The organism is Eubacterium sp. 3_1_31 (genome assembly GCF_964249515.1).
GTDB classification, from domain to species: domain Bacteria; phylum Bacillota_I; class Bacilli_A; order Erysipelotrichales; family Erysipelotrichaceae; genus Longicatena; species Longicatena caecimuris.
In genome coordinates this window covers 1-21,305 of the sequence record NZ_CAXUBY010000047.1, presented here as the reverse complement: position 1 = coordinate 21,305, position 21,305 = coordinate 1, and the positions used below count along the sequence as shown (strand labels likewise).

The following is a 21,305-nucleotide window of genomic DNA, read 5'->3' as shown; positions in this document are numbered from 1 at the left end:
GCCTACCTTCTTCATAGGAAAACCCTATGATAATTTAGAGCGTTTTTTCTTTAAACCCTACGTTAATTTAGAGCCCCATTAATCTTTGCTTTCGTTTCTTTACTTTTAGTGAATATTGAAGCTCATTTCATCATGCTAAGTAGCACTTTTTTATCCACCTATTTGGGCATACATACCTTTTGCCAATGCATAGGCACGATAAGGCTCTAATACTTCATTCGCCATGATTTCGGTAGGAAAAACATATGGCTTTCCCATTTGTTCAGCTTTGCTTTTTCCCAGTGAATGATAGGGCAATAAATGCACGCTCTGCACACCCAATGCATGTAAATAGTCAAGTTCCTGATAAACCAAAGATGCCTCATCATTAAAGCCGGTGATGATCGGCATACGAACGATGACCTTATGAACATCTTGATGTAACAGATAGGCCAAATTGGTTTTTATCAGTTGTCCATTACCATGCGTGAACTGCAGAAGTTTTGCGTCGTCCAAATGTTTAAAGTCATACAGGAATAAGTCAATAAATGGCTCTGCTCGTTGCAAATCAGCCAACGGATAATTTCCTGTTGTTTCCACAGCTGTATGCAGACCTAATGCTTTCGCTTCTTGTAATATTTCGCATAATGATGTTACTTGTACAAATGGTTCACCACCACTAAACGTCACACCGCCATGACTCATATCATAATAATCCTTATCCTTCATGACTTCATGAAGAATTGCCTCGCTTTCCATATCTTCTCCACGCAGCTGCAAAGCATCTTGTAAACACATTTCTACACAGCTTTGACAACCATTACATCTTTGGGCATCGTGGTGAAACCTTCCTTTTTGGAAATGAATAGCTTTTTGTGGACAGCTTTGTTCACATGTATGGCAGCTTACACATTTACGCATATCATGCAAAAGTACCGGTTGACTGCTTTGTGTTTCCGGATTTGCACACCATGGGCAACAAAGTGTACAGCCTTTTAAAAATACCGTTGTACGAATACCAGGGCCATCATGAATAGCGAATCGTTCAATATGGGTAACGCTAATCATATAAGCACCTGCTTAATAATTCATCCTGAATATCTTTCGTCAAATTCACAAATACGGCACTATAGCCTGCTACACGGACAATCAAATCAGGGTATTTCTCAGGATGTTTTTGGGCATCCTCTAAGATACCATGATCCACAACCGTTACCATCAGCTGACAGCCACCTTTATCAAAATATGTCTGAAACAGCATTTTGATCTTTTCACGATCTTCTCGAAACATCCGTGGGGTAAATTTGATATTCTGCACACTGCCTCCATGATACTTTGCCTGAAATTTTGCTAACGAATTTAAACAAGCCGTTGGTCCATTCTTGGCAGCCCCACCTTGCGGATTATTTGCCGGATTCATAAACACTCCGGCTTTACGTCCATCTAAACTTGCCCATGTTTGATGTCCCCAATCGGTATTCGTTTGATTATTGGATATAACGATTAAATAATAGCCCAGTCCCTTTTGGATGCCTCTTTGTCGAATGCCTTTTGCAACATATTCATATAAATCATTTGCTAATGCATCGCATTCTTTTGCATCATTGCCGTATTTATCTTGCCGCAATAGTTCCTTACGTATCTGCTCATAACCATCAAAATCTGCCATCTGCGCCTCATGGAGTTGAGCAAGTGTATACTTTCCTTCCTCATACACCAACTTTTTAATGGCATATAAGGCATCACTGGTATTGATATTGCCATAGGTCTCATTTGTACCACCTAAAATTTCTACACCACCATCCAATAACGCTTTCTTACGATGAATACAATCATCCATTAAAATTGATGTAAAGAGGAAGGACACTTCTTGATTCATGATTTCATAGGAGTGCAGTTGGGCATCGACACTTAAATCAAAATAATAATCCAACACTTCTTTATAGGTATTGTATAAATCATCAAAGCTTTTAAATTCTTCACAAGGCGGTACGTGTACAGGTCCGGCTTTATATTTTTGATCGTTAGGATCAATGCCTTTATTCAAAGTTATATTCAATAGTTTTAACAGATTCAGCAAGGTATTCGGTGTTCCCACACTTTTCCCTTGAATGACATATTCACCACAGCCAAAAGGTACATACTGCTGGGCAATTGCTTCTTCCACGCGCATGGCATGCATGACAGCCGGCACATTCACATCATCATTATACAAAGTAGGATACGTAGCTCCACTGCCGATACAATCGTATGCCATATCCATGATATCCACTGGCGTATCTTTAGAAAAGCGTAATGTAAACTGTGGTTCTACATATCGTGTATCACGGCAAACGCGTAATGCAATACGGGCAAAGGTATCTGCTTCTTTAGGATGCTCACGTCCTACACCACCGACGATGATACGTCCATTTACCGTCGTACGACGATTTTCAATCATCTTCCATAAAGATTTCAGATAGCGATATGCCTCATCCTCATCAAGTCTTCCTGCATCCAGATCGTTTTGTAAATAAGGACCCAGCACATCATCCATACGTCCATAATTTATAACACCGGCACATAATGCATAGATCCAAAACAGCTGGAGACTTTGATGAAACGTTGTTGGTGGTTGCTCACGAATAAAACGTAAATCGGCTTCCATTAGTTGCAAATCCAGCAAGCGTTGTTTGCTTGCGTTTTGTTTGGCATCCTGTACCAATGCAATTTGTTTGTCGATTACTTTCTGCAATAATTCCATTGCTTCATAACTGGCACACAAAAACGCATTATCTCCTTGTTGGCGAATATCTTTCTTTAATCCTTCGATCCCCTCACGCATTAAGCGTTTATAATTCAACATCATGCCGCTTAAACGAGCCGTTGCCATAAAAGGATAATGGCAGTCAATAAAACGTCCTGTTGTATCCTCCGTTAACACATCCTGACAATAAATAGCTTTGACATCATGCTCTTGCCAATAGTCGTATAAAGCATCTACGCGTTTCTTATCTTCCGTATTCGCTAATTGTTCTTTAAATGCTCTTAGCTTATGAAATACGCAATAATGACCAACACCGCCTATACTTGTTACACTGCCAAACCCAATAGGCAGAAAATCTAAGCGGCCGGCAATTAAATCATCATCTTCAAGAGAGCGAAACAACACCGGAAAAATGGTAGACAGACAACGAATTTCTCTTTCTGCCTTATCAAGTCCTACGCTATCCTTATGTGCTTTGGTATAGGCTTCCATGATATTCAGTTGTTCTTCGATACTCTTTTCACAGGGAATCGGTTTGGATACTTCCACATTCTGTGCCCCATCTATATTGATCTTGTGTTTCATGTTCACACTTCCTATCTTAATGTTTTGCTTTTTCAGCCTCTCTCCAATTATCCTGATAGCCACCTAACAAATCTACGAAACGCTTAGCAGTCAAATGCGGACGTGTAATCGCACTTCCTACAACAACGGCATGCGCTCCTAAATATATGCACTTCATCGCATCTTCCGGTGTATACAGATGACCTTCCATCATCATATAAACATCATCCTTAAAATCACGGCACATCTTCGCAAACAATCGATAATCAGCACCTTCAATATGAGCAGTTTCTTTGGTATAGCCATATAATGTCGGTGCAACGATATCCGCACCATGCGCAATCGCATGAGCTGCCTCTTCATAACTTGATACATCCGCAAAGATAATAGCTTCGGGAATTTCCTTTTTCACGATATCCAGCAAATCCCAAGCAATCGTTTTTTCATGGGTGATTTGTTTTGTACAATCCAAAGCAATAATTTCAGCACCAGCTTCCCAAACCGCTTTTGCTGCTTCCAAAGTTGGCGTTATAAAAACATCTGTATCCTCATGCCAAATCTTCCATAAACCAATCATTGGCAAATCAACTTTTTCCTTGATGGCCTTGATTTGTTCCGGTGAATTTGCACGTATTCCGACCGCACCGGCCCATTTGGCAGCTTCTGCCATCTTTACAACGATATCCTCAGTATAAATAGGATCATCCTTTTGTACCTGACAAGATACGATTAATCCGTTTTTAAAGCTTTCCAGCAACGCTTTTTTTCTTTCATCTGTAGTTTTCATAACAATCCTCCTGCATCCTTTTCTTTGCTTTCATTATATTCTTCACGTTGTAGCTTGTCAATCATATTTATTCATATTTATTCTTTTTGAATCATTTTGAATCATTCAAACTTTCTTATTTTACTAGTGACCTGATATGATTCTTCGATTAAGTTAAAAAAGAGCTTCCTATGCGGAAAGCCCTAACATAATATGATAAATTTTGACAGTATTAAGGAAATAGCAACCATTTAGATCATGTATGGTTACAGATTACTTTTACTTACCCTATTCTTGCATACTATGATTCTTTTTCATCTGTACCTTTAATTTTTGAATGATCCGTTTTTCCAAGCGTGAGATATAAGACTGAGAGATTCCCAAGCGTTTCGCGATATCTTTCTGTGTTAACTCTTCGTGCTCAATACCATACCGCATTTGCAAGATTTGACGTTCTCTGTCTTTTAAGGTTGCCATGGCTGCCAATAATTCACGCTTATTTTCTTGCTTCTCAAACTCTTTCGTAACGATATCATCGTCTGTTCCTAATATATCAGACAATAACAATTCATTTCCATCATAATCAATATTTAAAGGCTCATCAAAACTTACTTCCACTTTCCGACGACTTTTCTTACGTAAAAACATCAGTATTTCATTCTCAATACAACGGGAAGCATACGTTACCAGCTTAATATTTTTATCACGTTTAAATGTATTGACCGCCTTAATCAATCCAATAGAGCCGATACTGATGAGATCTTCCATAAAAATCGGATTGGTTTCATAACGTTTCGCAATATAGACGACCAAGCGTAAATTATGTTCAATTAACTTATTGCGTGCTTCTTCATCACCATTTTCCAAAGCAATCAGCGCTGCTAATTCTTCTTCTTTCTCTAATGGCTTTGGTAAAACATCACTGCCTTGGATATACCAAACTTGTAAATCATCGCGACTGCCAAACAGCCACTTTAAAAATGTCCAAAATTTCTTCATTCTCATCACCCCATCGTCATCACTTTCATATTTAACAGCAACTCACTGTGCATAGGCAGTTTCAAATCTTCTTGCAGATGTACGAGTACCTTTCTTTTATGACAACCGTGCAACTTCAATTCACATGTATAGCACGGTAAACTGCTTTCTTCCTGAACTGTCTTCATTACTACTAATTGTATGCGTTCATCCACAAAATATGACAGATAACGACGTTGTAGAAAGACAACCGGTATCCCCTCATGACTAAGCAGATTTCCACTATCCAAATACCCAATAACCTTAAAATGTTTGTTACCTACATAAAGCGTCAAGGGATATAAGCAATTTTTTTCACTAAAGCGTATCCGCCAACGACTTTTACAGAAAAATAGAAATAACAAATACAATAGCCAGCATGGTATGATTGATGCCTGAATGGGCACAAACCAAAAACCATTATGAAAGCTGCCTTGATAAATGACATAACTTGTCAGCATACAAAGCACACGGAAACAGAAAGCAACTATATATGTTTTTCTAGCATACCGAAAAAGGGTTAGAAAAAAAAGAAGCTCAACAAGTATGACGATGAAAAGACTACCATCTTGCCACAAGCTGACACTCAGCATAGATATTATAGCCGCATAGAAAAGAAGATGCAGATCTTTTAATGGCTGAAACATAGCATAACTAGCAAAAAGCGCCGATAGATACAATAACAAAACACCGTTCAGCCAAGATACCTCAACATAGCTTTCCATCTTCCTCACCTCATGCATATTATAGTCATCCATGCGTACACATGTTGTCGAGAAATGCTTTATCTGTAAAAACCATTTTCTTTAATGTGACACATGTCTCATTAAAAAAAGCATCTCTCTTGTTTTAACAATAGAGATGCCTGATATACAGTATTAGAACATCGTTTTTAGTTTGTAAAATTATCAAAATATCCTTGTACTAATACGATTGGCGTTCCTTTATCACCAGATCCACTCGTCAAATCACATAAAGAGCCAATCAAATCGGTCAATCTTCTAGGCGTTGTACCCTGTGATGCCATATCGCCTTTTAAGTCATCATCTTTTTCTTTAATTTTCGCCTCGATTGCCTTCTGTAAAGCTTCACCTTTCAAGTTCGCAAAATCATTATCCGCCAGATATTTCAGCTTCAACTCATTTGGTGTTCCTTCAAGACCTGCCGTGTATGCAGGTGAAACACATGGATCAGCCAATTCCCAGATCTTACCAACAGGATCTTTAAATGCTCCATCACCATAAACCATAACTTCGATATGTTTATCTGTTAACTTTAACAGCTGACTTTGGATATCTTCTACTAGATCCTGGCATTCACGTGGAAATAATTTAACCATATCCTCTGTTGATTTATTAGAGCCTAAAAGACCATAGGAAGTATTATATCCACTACCATCTATAGAGGAAGTCATAATATCATCCAACCCACATACACGTTCAGCACCATTTGCCTTTAAGATGCGTTTCGTACGAGCGCGCGTATGGATATCACATGTCAATACGTTTTTGGTATACTTTAGAATTGTTTTCGCGTTATTAGAGAAGATGATTTCAACCTCTGCACCACATTCACGAATTAGATTACCATAATATTCCACATAATCAATGCCTGTAAAAGGATGTGGATTTTCTCCAAACAGTGAACGATATTTCTCAAGTGACAATACATCACTATAAGGGTTAATACCAGCTTCATCCAGCTGATCCAGGCTTACTAATTCATTACCTACCTCATCACTTGGATAGCTTAACATCAGGACAACTTTTTTAGCGCCTTTTGCAATACCTTTCAAACAAATAGCAAAACGGTTACGTGAAAGAATCGGGAAGATTACCCCAATGGTTTCACCGCCCAGTTTTTGTTTGACATCCTGTGCAATGGCATCTACTGATGCATAGTTTCCTTGTGCTCTGGCAACGATTGATTCTGTAATTGCCACAACATCACGATCACGAAGGGCGAAGCCTTCTGCCTGTGCAGCCTCAACCACACTGTTTACTACGATGCCTGCAAGATCGTCACCCTCACGGATGATAGGACAGCGGACACCTCTTGAAATAGTTCCAACTTTTCTTTCCATAATACCCTAATACCTTTCCTTTGCATTCCGCACAAAAACCGTATCTATGTACGGTCCTTACCAGAAAAACTTGCTTTTCTTCTGTGGGAGAAAAATGAATTCCACATCAACCTGTTCCTCTTGCAGTGTCAATATTGCATAGGATGGCCCTCTGCCATCACGGCTTCTCCATAAAGAACCGGGATTGATCAGACGTATCCCATGAACGACATCATCTGCAGCAACATGCGTGTGTCCGTAGCAAACGATATCACAGTCTTTTGCTTTTGCCGTATCTGCCATTTGTTCCAATCGTTTGATATAAGAAAAATGATGACCATGTGTCATATAGATACGATGACTGCCAGCCGTTATTACACGTTCATCTGGATAATCATAATAAATATCGTTATTCCCCTGTACGACGATATAAGACGGATAGTTTTCCGCATAATCCTCAATATCACCACAATGTAGGTAGGCATCCGCATCCGGATGTTTTTCAACGATCTGTTCCAGAATTCCCTGTTTTCCATGACTGTCGCTTACTACGATAATTTTCATCTTAACCACCTGTTATTAGTATAGCATAAACATGATATTCATGCTATATTTTCTTATGTTTGTTGTCAATACATAACATTTGATTCCTTACCTATATCCAAATCGAGTAGGGTGAAATAAATCACCCTCTCACACCACCGTACGTACGGTTCCGTATACGGCGGTTCGTTTTAATTTCAAAGCGTGTCTCTCTATATAGTAATCTAAACAACTGACTAGTCCTTTTTGGGCTAGTTTTTCTTTTGATATTGCTCTTACCACACATGTTTTGGTTACGACCCATTGATAATGGTCTCCCATACCTCACGATATGAAACTTGCAAGTCGCTCTTGGGTTCGTCGATAACTACGCCCCGAGGGATTTTCACCCTAGATATGTGGCATGCCCGCCACACATGAAAACCAGTCCTGATGGAAGAGGACTGGCTTTTAGCGATTATCCTAATATTTATTAAAAAGCTATTTCATTATAAGATAGATCATATACCGAAACAGCACTTTCCTGCTGTTGTGGCATCACACTGACACCATCTACTTTTACCTGTACTTTATCGACTCCACTTAAAGCGCTTAATGATAAAATCAAAGAATCATACAAATCTTCCTTTACACTTTTATCTGAAGAAAGTAAATTTTTATTGATATCCACGATCAAAGTACCATTAGAAAATTGAAAATTATTTATTTTAACATCGTCCTGATATAGTGGTTGTGATAATTCGCTGCTTGCACTCACATCGCTGATAACTTGTAAAACCCCTTCTTTAATGCTGTCACTTGCATGCATCACACGTTTACTGCGCGGTATCAAAAATTGCTGGCCTTCAATTTTCTTTGCGCAATATACCGTAACACTATCCGAAGTATGCAACGCACTGGTGGCTGTTTCAAAATGATTAATACCGATACCGCGATTCAATACATCAGGAATCGGTGTCTGCGCATTTGGCATACTAGATAATTTTACGCCATTCAATTGTATTTCCAGTTGTTCTACATCATGAAACTGGGTGGCTCCCCACGTTAGCGATTCCAGTACACGTAGTTCATCTTCTTTCTGATAGTTTTTTAAACTATCATCAAAATCCATAACGGCCTTGCCATTAGCAATCATCACCTTTTTCACCGTACACTCTTTAGTAAATAAAGGTAAAAAACCTTTGATATTTTGCTTACCGCTCATATAGGATACCATCAGCTGTAATTTATCTTCTTCATTCATTTCTTCACTTACAGGAATGCTTAAAGGTACCAGACTATGATCATGATCTTTTAGATACACTTGCATATGTGTACTTTCATCTTGTACAGATAACACCGTTTGTGCATCTTCCGTTCTTGGAAAATAGCGGATTGACAGGTAACTGATCATCGCTATTGCTCCAAATAAAAAAGCCAGCGGTTTCTTATACTTCGGCATTTGATCACCTCTGCTATATTCTATGTATTGCCTTTTTATATAAGAACTGCTTATAGAGCTTTCATAAAAAGAATCCAATAAGAAACTATGTAGTAAATCGTCTAAAGATAGATCGATCACCCATAGTCTCTTGCTCTTTTAATGAACTTAATACCTAATTTGAAAACAACGTATAATATAAAAGTTTATTGAACAGCAGCATGAAAATAAAATTCTATCATTAAACTAATTAGATAGCAAATATTAGTTATGTTAATTTAACCGATTTAGAAATCGCTGTATGTAATGTATGAATAACTGTCTACCTAATATGACTAATTATCATATACCATTAAATATAAAACCTCACAACCGAGGAAATTATCAATAATAATGATGAGCGTTTTGTTTGATTATTATAAAAAGGGATTATATTCTTCACGACCTTTATGTATAGGTCGAGTTAGAGATGTATTCCAATTTACTCCTTCCATCACTTTAAGAAAACTGAACACTGGATCATAAGAATTTAACTTTTTTCCTAAATCCAGTGGTAAAATCAACTGTTGTGTAATATAATCCATATTGTTCAGATACGGATAATTTAACTCAACACATTAATGTTTTCCATAGTTAAATTATACCAAAAAAATACGCCATTCTCTTTTGAGTTTGACGTATTTTTATTTGTGAGGCTATTTCTTATTCGTTACAGCCTCCTTTTTAAAATCCTATTATAAATAAGATTTTCTTGTAAGAGTTTTCTAAAAACTCCGTCGTTCTCGCCAAATAAGTATATACTAATGTTAATGAATAGATTTTCTACTTACTCAAGTAATGTATACAATAATAGGGAAGGGATTTCCCTTATAAAGTAAATGTATCTTGTGACCATCCGCTTATAGATGTAGTAAATTTATTCGTATCAATTACTGTACCACATTTACCTTTGTTATATCTTCTTAATGCACCACACATATTTAAAGCATATACTGTTTCTATTGCGGGTGCGATACTACTTATACCTACAATTATTCTACCCCAATCAGGCAATACATCTTGAATGTTTCTGATACTGTCAAATTGATATTTATCCATATTATCTTCGTATAATTTTAACCACTTTTTTGCATCCGCTTCAGATTTTGTTTTATCAGTAAATTTTCGATAATAGTTCCAACCTTCAGCTACTGCATTTCGTCCACAATAAGTACCTTTTGTATTTATTGAGCAACTACTTTCAGAATATACTATTTTAGGTTCTGTTGTACTTAATTGATATAACACTTCTTTAATAAATCCTTCTTCCGTATAATTTAAACCAGTTTTTTTATTAAAACCATCAAAATCAAAATTTGCATTTTCGATTACCTGGATAACATTTCTTTCATTATAAACATATTTTTCATCTTTAATAGTTATAACTTTATCAATATCATCTTGTAGACTATCAAATTCATCCAGGAAATCTTGTGAGGATTTATTTTCATCAGCTTTAATTTCAATTGGTATAAACGCACAGATTGTTATAAAACAGACGAGAATACTAGAAATAATCTTTTTCATATTTTCCTCTTTCTCACAATATTTGTGTTATAATTAAGCTTCATCTATTCATTAACACGCATCCATAATAATTATGAAACATTCTTTCTTTTTACAATTATAACGATTTCTAAAACAGCCAATACAATAAAACTCAATGTTCCAAAGATCATACATTTATACCAATTATCGAATACAGAAGACTCCGACATTTGATCACTAACAATTACATTTTCCTCCTTATCAAGTAACTGTGATATTTGATCAGTATAGGCAGATTTAATATAAACATAATAATCTTTGACATGTGTATCTTTAATGACGTTTACTTTCTCTTTTAACATGTCAAAAGTACGCAACGTTATAAAATCACCACTAGGCATATTAGATTTTTGTGGAATGAATTTAGGAAGTCTGTTTCTATCTAAAATGGCTTTACCTTCAATTGGAAATGACTCAAATTCAGCTTTATCTTCATCTTTAAGAAATTTCAAATCGAGATTTCCAGATTCCTCATTATCAAAACGGTATAAAACAGAATCATTAGGATTATTAATACCATAATAATTAAAAAATGAATCATCTGCTATCTGTATTGAATATGGTGAAACTTTATTCTTGCTATATGTTTTATAAGCAGTAAAATCAGGTATAGCTATTGTAAAAATTTCCGCCTGTAAATTATGCATTTTTATAATTTTCGCAAGTTCCTCTTTTTTATTTTCTATAGCTTTCATTTCCGTTTTATCATTATCAAGTTCATAAGAAACAATGACGAAATCCCCACTTTTTATATCTAATTGTATCTTATCAATCTTCAGAAAACTAACAATCATACATACAACAATAATTACCATACCTATAATAGGAAACAGTTTGATTAAATTCCACTTTTTTTTCATCATGATATTTCACCTACCTTTTACAACTTTAATATACCAAACTTTTATCAAACATTCAATGAAGAAATGCCAGATTAATTATAACTATACATATTTTTGATAATTATGATAATTAAAACGCAAAATCAAATTATCAAAAAGAAATCTAATATACTAAAAAGCATTTTATACAAATAAATATATCATTTCACATTAGCTGATAAATACCTTTATGATCATTTTTTATATAGAAATTCATTCAAGAAAAAAATCAGTTAATAAAAGTCACTAAGAAAATGAAAAAGATACTTAAATCCCATTGACGAAAATAACGATTTTGTATCGGCTTTTTAAAAACATATGATACAGTGATTATGTTATTGATATATACAGCCAGTTTTACATATGCTTTAGATAATAATTTATTGGCATACGCGATTACTGTGGCATAGAAATTCATTGGATTCTCTTATTGCGTATTTTTATGATTATATGCTTTGATACTTGTTTTTGCTGTTGTTTTTCTTATCATACATTTTACTGCTTTTTATAATGTGATAATGTAAACAAACGGCTCTACATCCTCAATTACCTTAAACTTTTCTGTACATATACTATATAACTAAAAAGCTAAGAGCACCAATTTCACCCTTAGCTAATATCATCAATTATGGATAGATTGCCTTAATAAATCATCTAGTCATTTGACAATGTGATTTTTGTAGTATCAAGTCCTACTGGTGTTATCTCTGCATCTGTATTATATCTAAATAAGTTGGTAAAGGCTTTCGTGTTTTAAAGTTATGAATTAAATCAGTTTAATTCTTGGCTTTTTATTTCTATCAAAAGAGCAAAGTACTATTACAGCCTCTTATATATGATTGGATTTTTCATAGATACAATTTTGCCTTTTGCCCTTGATGACTTATGAGAAATTTAAAAGATGTCGTAATGATATCTTTTAAGAAACATCATCAGCATTTACTTCTTCTAATACCTTATTATTATCATGCATATACTTTGCTAAATCTTTTCCTACATAACGTAATGTATATGGCTGGTATTTCTTCTTGGTCACATCATCAGCCTGTTTAGGATAACGAACGATAAAACCATATTTATAAGCATTATCCTTTAACCATATCGCCTGTTCTTGTTCTTCTTCACTCGGTGCTTTCGTTGTCTTTGTATCTTTTGAAGAAGTATTTTTGTCTTTATCTTTTTTATTCGTCTTCGCTTTTTCTTTTGGCTTTAATTGAATCGTATATCCTAATTGGTATTCATTACGACCTGGATAATCCCAATAAGAAAACACCTCGTCCTTGTATTTTGTCAAAGCCTTATCATATAAAGGAAATTGATCTTCATACGATAAATATCCGGCAACGATTTCCATATCCCCAAAGGTTTTTTGATTAATTTCTTTAGCGGCTTTGGCTAATTCATGAAGTGGTTTTACAACTTCTTTGCGAATTGTAACATCATTGCTATTCGTGATAGAATCATGAGGTAAATCATTAATTGAAACCAAATCATTAGGTTCATAGATATATAATGTTTCTTTATCGCCTATTGTTGTTAAGATATCTTTAGGATCCGCAATCAATTTTGCATCATCCTCAAAACCATCCCCTTCATCAAAGAAACGAGTCAGCACATTATAAGAATAATTGCTTAACATATCCTTTAACGTTCCATATTCCATTTGCTGGCGATATTTGTTAATAAAAGAAACGACGTATGACTTACTTTCTTTCCGTGTATGGTAAGCTGTATCATACCATAACGTATTTGTTAATTCAAAGCCTTCTGTTGTTATGTAAGGAAGAAATTCTTTTGGTTCAATTTTTTGCGTTACTAAGTAATTAATTTCCTCTGTATCAAAATGTTCCAACACTAAGTTACGTTGCTCATCTGTTAATTCATATGGATATCTTGCCAATTCATCATAATGTTCATTCATCTTCCACAGACAAAAAACAAATAAAACGATAAGAGAAAGGACAAATATAGTTCTTTTTACTTTCATAGGCTACACCTCGTTTTCTATTATACCATGACTTTGCAATGAAACACATGTAAATTCCTTACGAAATCATGTCTGCAAATAGCTTTTCATCATTCCCCATAGTAGACGTTTCCATATTATAATCATTTACAATAATGTTTGGAAATGAAGTTTTAAGAAAACACGTCCTTTATGATACCACAAACAGCTACCAATGATTTCCCAATGGAAAAGAATAGGTTCTAATTGCCAATAGGCTACATCATAAATGAGCGCACGCAAATTTAGATGACGCCAATATAAAGTATTCGTGATATTTTCACAGCGATAATACGTAGATGGAGTCTTTTCAGCAGTAGTATATGCAAGTCGAAACTGCCATAAGTCTTTTACCATGGATTGTTCTTCTAACCATGTGATCATAGGAGCATATTTCTGTAAATACGTATGTAGTTGTATAGCTATTTCATCCTTTGTTAACAGCTGCTGGCATTGATGCTGTTTGACTTTTTCATAATTTTTTAAGATCATGTTGCGAAAATACAAATAAACCTGTCGTGTTCGTTGTACCTCATGACATATATAACGGTATTGCATCGCATTGACATGCAATGGGTATGTGATAATTCTTTCAGCCATAACATCACTTCCCTTCACTGATGTATACGATATGACAAGGGTAAATCATGAAAAGCGAAAGATATTTCATAGTCCATTATAAAAAATTAAACCATTTTACATTTTTATTATTCTAGCAAACATGTGCAGCGTCTTTTTATGTAACTTGCTCTTATACCATGCCTGTTACCTTATTGGTAATGAAGAAAAGGCAGATTCCATATGTGTCATCATCTGCCTTTTGCAAGCATATCTACAGCTGCAATTCACCTAATTTCAGCAGCTCCACAACCGCCTGTGCACGTCCCTTTACGCCAAGTTTTAACATGACGTTGGAAATATGATTGCGCACTGTCTTGTCTGAAATTCCCATACGTTTGGCAATTTCTCTTGTACTGTAGTTCGCGATAAGAAGTTCAAATACTTCTTTCTCTCTTGGAGTCAGTATATTTTGCGTAAGCAGCCCCCCTATACATTTCCTACCTATCTTTATGTTATGCATCACTTTCAATTTGGTCTGTGCTATGCAAAATATTAAAGATATTTTGTGCTACCTTTCGCGGGACAACCTGCGCAATCTCATCTACATCAGCTTCTTTTAAACGCTTTAAAGATTTAAAATGTTTCCAAATTTCTTTTTTTCGTACTTCTCCGATACCTTCTACTTCATCTAAAATTGATTTCGTCATCGCTTTTCCTCGTAATTTGCGATGATAACTGATTGCAAAGCGGTGAACTTCATCCTGCATTTGTGTCAATAAGAAAAACAAAGAACTGTCACGTTCTACCGGAAGAATTTCACCTTCCGCATTCATCAAATTTGCTGTTCTGTGATTGTCATTTTTTACCAGACCGCACAACGTAACAGGCACATCTAATGCTTCGATAATTTCTTTTGCCGCCTCTATCTGTAAATAGCCTCCATCGACAATCAATAAATCCGGAAAACGTCCTTTTTCTTTTAATAAACGAAAATAACGACGATACACAACTTCCTTCATTGAGTCCAAATCGGATACATATTCGCCTAAACGATAGGTGCGATAATCCTGTCGTGATGGTTCTCCATCTTTAAAGACTACCATGCCGCTAACATTAAATGCACCCGATATATGTGAATTATCGAATAATTCAATGCGATGAATATCTTTATGTAATAATTGACATAATTGCTGCATCGCCTCTTCACGTCGGCTTTCTTTTCGTTCAACTAATTCAAATTTCTGTTGATGCGCGTTTTTAGCATTTGCCAAAACCATTTCCACCAGTTTCAGTTTATCACCACGTAGCGGCTGTAAGATTTTTGCTTCGCTTAATATTTCTTGTAAGTGTTCTATTTCATATTCCTTTGGTAACAGTATTTCCTGAGGCAATGGATTCTTTGTATAATACTGCAGGATAAAAGAAATAAAGGCATCCTGGGGCTGTTCATATAATGGTTGTATTGATAATTCACGTTCTAAAAGTTTTCCTCCACGCACAAAGAATCCTTGAATGGAAATATACCCTTTATCGACATAATACCCAAACACATCTCGATCCTTATGATCTTTAAAATCAATCTGCTGTTTCGCTGTCACATGCTCAATGGCATGAATCAGATTTAATTTTTCTTGCGCCTTTTCAAATGCCAGTTCTTCACTTGCCTGCTGCATATCGGCTTTTAACTTTGTCAGGATTTCTTTAACATCACCCTTTAAAAATTTACGGATTCCATTTGCCATATCGGCATACACCTTTTCATCTATCGCTTGTTCACATGGTGCCAGACATTGTCCCATATGATAATAAAGACAGGCTTTCTTAGGCAGATGGCGACATTTCCGTAAGGGGTATAATTGATTTAACAGTTTCATTGTTTCCCAAGCCGCACCACTATCAGGAAAAGGGCCAAAGTATTCAGCTTTGCGGTCTTTGGTATTTCGCACGACACGCAAAATCGGTGCCTTTTCCTTGGTCAATTTAATATAAGGATAGGTCTTATCATCCATAAACATGATGTTGTAAGGCGGAGTGTGTTTCTTAATCAGATTAATTTCCAATAACAATGCTTCTTTTTCACTACCGGTGACAATATATTCAAAATCATCAATATTGGCTACCAATCTAGTCGTCTTAAAATCGTGCGCACCGACAAAATACTGTCGTACACGATTTTTCAGCTTTTTTGCTTTACCGACATAGATAATATCCCCATCTATATTTTTCATCAGATAACAGCCGGGCAGTGCTGGCAGAATGGCCAGTTTATCTTGTATCTTTGCCATATTTGCCATTTCGTTACTTTCCTTTCTGTTTCAATTTTACAACTGTTGCACCTAAGCCGCCTTCCCCTTGGCCGCCCATCGTATAGCTTTCCACTTGAGGATTATGTTTCAGATAATCATGCACGCCCTTTCGCAGCTTTCCTGTTCCCATACCATGAATGATGCGCACCTGATATACCTTAGCCAATAACGCATTATCTAAATATTTATCGATGATTGGTATTGCCTCTGCTACACGCATACCAATGACATTACATTCCATAGAGAAAGATGCGATACTGCTTTTTGTATAGCCCTTCGTTTTCTTTTTAACGATCTTACGTTTTTCATGTGTGATGTCCTTCGTGGTCGTATTCATTTTCATACCATTTGCTAATACACACACTTTATCTTTATTCATGGAGATGATCTCACCATAATAATTTAACTTTTTCAACTTAACATAATCGCCGACGGCAAAGACTTCATCACTTTCTTCCACTAATTCTTCATCGTCTATTTGCAGCTTACGCATAGCGGATTTCAGTTCTGTAATCTCATGTGGCTTGGCGTTTGCTTTCATTTGTTTCAATTCTTCTAATAACAGCTCAGCTTCTTCCTGTACTTCATCCAATTTCTTTTTAGCATCCGCTTTCACCTGCTCCAACAACTGTTCTTTTTCCTTTTCAAACTTACTTTTTTGCGTAGCTAATGTTTCTTGTAACAAACGTACATCTTGTAGCCGTTGTTCCATTTTTTGTTTCTTTTCCTCAACTTCCATCGTAAGCTGTTCCAGCTTTTCCATTGCAATATCATTTGCACTGGCTTGTTCATCCTTGCGACGTTTGGCATCTGCAATGATACGCTTACTTAGGCCATAACGTTCTGCGATAGCAAAAGCGTTAGATTGACCGCTGATACCTTCGATATAACGATATGTCGGACGTAATGCTTCCATATCAAACTCCACACTGGATACCAGCATATCTTCCTTACCGGCTGCATAGCTCTTTAAAGCAGAATAATGTGTTGTGGCGATGATGGTGGCTCTGCGTCTGGATAGTTCTTCTAAAATAGCTACGGCTAATGGCTCTCCTTCTTTGGGGTCTGTGCCATTGCCTAATTCATCTAGTAACACTAAAGAATTCGCATCTGCTTTATGACATATAGCCGCTAATTGTGATATATGAGAAGAGAATGTTGATAGTGATTCCGCAATAGATTGATCATCGCCAATATTCACATATACCCCATTGAAAACAGGTATGATGGCCTCTTGTGCACTTACGGCCATTCCACACATTGTCATAACTACAAATAAACCAATGGTTTTTAAGGTGACAGTCTTTCCTCCGGTATTACTACCGGTGATCAATAAACTGCGATATGGTTCTTTGATCTCATACGTGTTGGCTACTACATATTGTTCATCGATGAGCGGATGTTTTGCCTGCTTTAAATATAAATGGTGATGCTGATTGTCCAATTGAGCGATACAGCCATTTTTTTCTTTTGCCCATAAGGCCTTAGAAAAAATGACATCCAATAGGGCAAAGGTTTCTAAGTTACCTTCTAATGCATGGGCAACCGTTTTAACCTTCTGACTCAAGGCAAAGAGAATACGAGCAATTTCTTCTTGTTCCCGACTTTTTAAACTAGCCAAACGATTATTTAATATTAATAGTGATTTCGGCTCTATATATGCCGTTTGCCCAGATGCACTTTCTCCATGTATAAAGCCATCTACACTGTTTTTCTCACTTATCTTAACCAACACACAAATACGATCATTGCGCATGGTTGTGATGGTATCCATCAATTGTGTGCTATGTGAGGCAATAAAGCGTTGTGCTTCTTTACTAATTTCTCCTTCACACATGCGAATGGATTTTCGGATACTTTTTAATTCACCACTTGCTTGATCCATGACCTCACAGCTACTGGAAATACATGTCTCAATGGCATTAGCTACAGGCATAGGCTGGTCAAATGAAGCAATCAATTCTTTTAAGCGCGGTGTTTCTACCTCACTCGCTTTAAAATACGAAACGACATGTTCTACCGCCCGAATACTGTCCGCAATTTGGCGTAATTCTAAGCATGAAAGGGTTCGGTTTCGTCGAGCATCTTCGATAGCATTTCCTATATCGTGTACCCCCTGAAAAGGAAGATTTCCATAACGGTATACTAAAGTTAATGCTTCTTGTGTTCTTGTTAATTCTCGCCTTACCCACAGCTCTTCAAAACGTGGTGAAAGCTGTCGAATTTTTTGTTTTCCCAGGGAAAAGGAACAATGACGTATGATTTGTTCCTTGACCGCATCTAATTCTAATTCTTCATAACGCTCTTTCATATGTTTCATCGTAATGCCCCTAAGATGGCATCTACACTCTCCTTATCTAATTCTATATCCAGCAGCCATTGTTTAAGTTGCTGTTTTTCATCTTCCTTCAAAGGTTTTATGGATTCTGTTTGTTCATGGAATACCGGCACTTGCAATAACGGTTTTTCAACGAGTTTCCATATTGCCGTACACACTGGCTGACAATACTGTAACACAGATTCTTGCACATAACGTTTTCCTTCATGCACGAACGGAAATGTTAAAAACAAGGCGCACACACTAACTAACAAGATTCCCTGCACACCACCTAATACCAATCCACACCATCTGTTTAGTGTTGATACAACAGGAATCATGTCAGCAAGCTTTGCAATTGGCTTTAACAACAATAAGATGACTTCAAATACCGCGAATAAAATGGCGAATAGTAACAAACGATTCATTGAATCATAGAAAACACCTTCTACTATCGTCCCTTGTAACGGTATTTGATCTTTCGGATATAATGCCAATATGCTAGAGACCGGATCACTTGCCATCCATGCCAGCCAGCCTACAACGAAAAAGCCGAGGATACTGATCAATTTCCATAAAAAGCCTTGTTTATAACCACTGTATAGAAACAATAGCATGACTATGACGACAACAACGTTAATAATCATGATCTCATACATTGACATCCATCCTTTCCGTTGTATTATTTTACCACATTTGCATCGAAAATGCTTAAGAAAACCTCAAGGATAAGGGCATATATTCTAGGATATGACACAAATTGTTGTTCATGCCTGGTAATTATCTGCAATTCAGATGAGTAAACCATCAAAATATCGTTTGTTTAGAAAAGTAAGAAAAATCTTTTTTCTTTGTATGCTATTCTTTATGAAACAGATTTGTTAAAACTTCTGCTTTTCTTCATAATTGCTCCATGGTAAAATAAAGAATACTATGAGAAGGAGTGATTTTCATGAGTACTAGGACCATTACGATGTCAGATGCACAAATAAAGGCTTTAGCGAAACAATTAGAAAAAGGTGAAAAACGTAAGACTCCTCCTTATGCCCAATTTCAGATAAAAACAAGTGACTGTATCATTACGGCATATACATCAGGAAAAGTCGTGTTTCAAGGAGAGGGTGCTGACTTTTATGCAGATGCATACGATAAAAAGTCCTCGCAACCATCCGATCAACCACAAAATCCCCATACCGAATGGTATCCGCAGTGTGGCAGTGATGAAGTCGGTACCGGAGATTATTTTGGACCTATCACGGTTTGTGCAACCTATGTAAAAAAAGAGGATGTTCCTTTTTTACGTGAGCTTGGCATACAGGATTCCAAAGCCGTTACGGATGAACGTATTCGTGAATTAGGCCCTATCTTATGTGAACGTTTAACCTATAGTCTTTTAGTATTAGATAACGCCAAATATAATGCTATCCATCCCCAATACAATATGGTAGCTATTAAATCAAGACTGCATAATCAAGCATATGTACACTTACGAAGAAAACTAGGCAGTCTTCCTTCCTTATGCATCATTGATCAATTTGTACAGGCGAAATCTTATTATCGTTATTTACACGATGTAGAGGAAGTGGTGCATACTATCCATTTTGAAACAAAGGCCGAAAATAAGTATCTCAGTGTTGCTGCCGGTTCCATCATTGCCCGTTACGCTTTTTTACAGGCATTTGATGCTATGTGTCAACATTATGAATTTCCCTTTGTCAAAGGAGCTGGAAGTAAAGTGGATCAGGCAATACGTGCTTTTGTAAAACAATATGGAAAAGCAGAATTGGCAAATGTCGGGAAACTTCATTTTGCGAATACCAAAAAAGCGTTCCCTGATTCTTTATAAAGTTTTGCTAGGAACCTCCTACACTGGATAAACCAGTGAAGGAGGTTCTTTTCTGTTATCCGCCTAAAAGCTTTTTCACACCAATCCTACGCAATAAAACAGCCGATGTCTTCTAACGACAATATCTTCCATAATCTTTCCACGAGCCAGAAAAAAACTACAGCGTTAACTGTAGTGTAGTGATTAGAAATGCCAAATATGGGCAGCGATAAGGAATGCCACTAAAAGGATTGCAAGCACAATACGACCAATATTATAACTTTTCGCATACTTGTAAAGGTCATAGCGTTTGCCTTCTTCTTCCAGAGCCTTCACTTGTTTTCTTACGGATGCTTTCATAAGAAGACTCCTTTCTAAGAGAATTGCTCTTCCCTTTCTTCACCTTTATCATATGCTATCTTATACCATCTGTCAATGCATTTGTATCAAATTAATAATATTTATAAGAATAATAAGAAAATCCATTCTCCTTTCCTATGGGCACACGGATTCATTTCTAAAGATACTGTTATTTTCCTATTCTTTTAATCGAGTAGGGTGAAATAAATCACCCTCTCACACCACCGTACGTACGGTTCCGTATACGGCGGTTCGTTTTATTTTCAAAGCGTGTCTCTCTATATAGTAGTCTAAACAACTGACTAGTCCTTTTTGGGCTAGTTTTTCTTTTGATATTGCTCTTATCACACATGTCTTGGTTACTAC

The 21,305-nt window shown here is 36.3% G+C and carries 18 protein-coding genes; 1 reads left to right on the top strand and 17 read right to left on the bottom strand.

The annotated features are described in order from the left end of the window. Positions 1-150: 150 nt before the first annotated feature. The 16 genes from ACESSZ_RS14085 to ACESSZ_RS14010 all read right to left on the bottom strand — a co-directional run bounded on the left by ACESSZ_RS14085 (position 151) and on the right by ACESSZ_RS14010 (position 19,413). Entirely contained in the window at positions 151-1,047 is an 897-nt protein-coding gene (locus tag ACESSZ_RS14085) for a glycyl-radical enzyme activating protein (protein ID WP_008688831.1), read from the bottom strand. After that, positions 1,040-3,310, bottom strand: coding sequence for a pyruvate formate lyase family protein (locus ACESSZ_RS14080; RefSeq protein ID WP_499842861.1), 2,271 nt, complete (start codon positions 3,308-3,310; stop codon positions 1,040-1,042). The genes ACESSZ_RS14085 and ACESSZ_RS14080 overlap by 8 nt, the downstream gene beginning before the upstream one ends. 16 nt (positions 3,311-3,326) lie before the next feature. Further along, positions 3,327-4,076, bottom strand: a complete 750-nt coding sequence (locus ACESSZ_RS14075) for an N-acetylmannosamine-6-phosphate 2-epimerase (protein WP_008688836.1) — start codon at positions 4,074-4,076, stop codon at positions 3,327-3,329. Between the two features lie 267 nt (positions 4,077-4,343). Next, positions 4,344-5,054: an RNA polymerase sporulation sigma factor SigK gene (sigK, locus tag ACESSZ_RS14070; protein WP_040013875.1), complete on the bottom strand. Its 711-nt coding sequence runs from the start codon at positions 5,052-5,054 to the stop codon at positions 4,344-4,346. Between the two features lie 5 nt (positions 5,055-5,059). Further along, the gene (locus tag ACESSZ_RS14065; RefSeq protein ID WP_117547347.1) at positions 5,060-5,797 is read right to left on the bottom strand and encodes a sigma-E processing peptidase SpoIIGA; all 738 of its coding nucleotides are present in this window, start codon (positions 5,795-5,797) and stop codon (positions 5,060-5,062) included. Positions 5,798-5,964: 167 nt separating this feature from the next. Beyond that, on the bottom strand, positions 5,965-7,155 hold the full coding sequence (locus ACESSZ_RS14060) for a coenzyme F420-0:L-glutamate ligase (RefSeq protein WP_008688842.1): 1,191 nt from the start codon (positions 7,153-7,155) through the stop codon (positions 5,965-5,967). 57 nt (positions 7,156-7,212) lie between these two features. Further along, the gene (locus ACESSZ_RS14055; RefSeq protein ID WP_008688843.1) at positions 7,213-7,698 is read right to left on the bottom strand and encodes a metallophosphoesterase family protein; all 486 of its coding nucleotides are present in this window, start codon (positions 7,696-7,698) and stop codon (positions 7,213-7,215) included. A gap of 451 nt (positions 7,699-8,149) precedes the next feature. After that, entirely contained in the window at positions 8,150-9,118 is a 969-nt protein-coding gene (locus tag ACESSZ_RS14050; protein WP_117547346.1) for a GerMN domain-containing protein, read from the bottom strand. Positions 9,119-9,964: 846 nt separating this feature from the next. Continuing rightward, positions 9,965-10,663, bottom strand: a complete 699-nt coding sequence (locus tag ACESSZ_RS14045; RefSeq protein ID WP_331866747.1) for a hypothetical protein — start codon at positions 10,661-10,663, stop codon at positions 9,965-9,967. A 71-nt stretch (positions 10,664-10,734) separates the two neighbouring features. Beyond that, positions 10,735-11,547, bottom strand: coding sequence for a hypothetical protein (locus ACESSZ_RS14040; RefSeq protein WP_331866746.1), 813 nt, complete (start codon positions 11,545-11,547; stop codon positions 10,735-10,737). Positions 11,548-12,484: 937 nt separating this feature from the next. Next, positions 12,485-13,552: a M15 family metallopeptidase gene (locus ACESSZ_RS14035; RefSeq protein WP_008688851.1), complete on the bottom strand. Its 1,068-nt coding sequence runs from the start codon at positions 13,550-13,552 to the stop codon at positions 12,485-12,487. Between the two features lie 126 nt (positions 13,553-13,678). Then, positions 13,679-14,170, bottom strand: coding sequence for a hypothetical protein (locus ACESSZ_RS14030; protein ID WP_020991189.1), 492 nt, complete (start codon positions 14,168-14,170; stop codon positions 13,679-13,681). Between the two features lie 232 nt (positions 14,171-14,402). Then, positions 14,403-14,651 carry a helix-turn-helix domain-containing protein gene (locus ACESSZ_RS14025; protein WP_008688854.1) on the bottom strand — a complete coding sequence of 83 codons (249 nt, stop codon included), beginning with the start codon at positions 14,649-14,651 and terminating at the stop codon, positions 14,403-14,405. Then, positions 14,644-16,425, bottom strand: a complete 1,782-nt coding sequence (uvrC, locus tag ACESSZ_RS14020; RefSeq protein WP_331866745.1) for an excinuclease ABC subunit UvrC — start codon at positions 16,423-16,425, stop codon at positions 14,644-14,646. Before uvrC ends, ACESSZ_RS14025 begins: the two co-directional genes overlap by 8 nt. 4 nt (positions 16,426-16,429) lie before the next feature. After that, the gene (locus ACESSZ_RS14015) at positions 16,430-18,757 is read right to left on the bottom strand and encodes an endonuclease MutS2 (protein ID WP_117547343.1); all 2,328 of its coding nucleotides are present in this window, start codon (positions 18,755-18,757) and stop codon (positions 16,430-16,432) included. Continuing rightward, positions 18,754-19,413: a CvpA family protein gene (locus ACESSZ_RS14010; protein WP_331866744.1), complete on the bottom strand. Its 660-nt coding sequence runs from the start codon at positions 19,411-19,413 to the stop codon at positions 18,754-18,756. Before ACESSZ_RS14010 ends, ACESSZ_RS14015 begins: the two co-directional genes overlap by 4 nt. 293 nt (positions 19,414-19,706) lie before the next feature. Here ACESSZ_RS14010 and rnhC point away from each other — a divergent pair, with 293 nt between their 5' ends. Then, on the top strand, positions 19,707-20,600 hold the full coding sequence (gene rnhC / locus ACESSZ_RS14005; RefSeq protein WP_132223957.1) for a ribonuclease HIII: 894 nt from the start codon (positions 19,707-19,709) through the stop codon (positions 20,598-20,600). Between the two features lie 183 nt (positions 20,601-20,783). On the opposite strand, the gene ACESSZ_RS14000 is transcribed toward rnhC, so the two are convergent. Further along, a complete protein-coding gene (locus tag ACESSZ_RS14000) occupies positions 20,784-20,939 on the bottom strand; it encodes a hypothetical protein (RefSeq protein ID WP_008688865.1) in 156 nt (51 codons plus the stop codon). Positions 20,940-21,305: the final 366 nt, after the last annotated feature.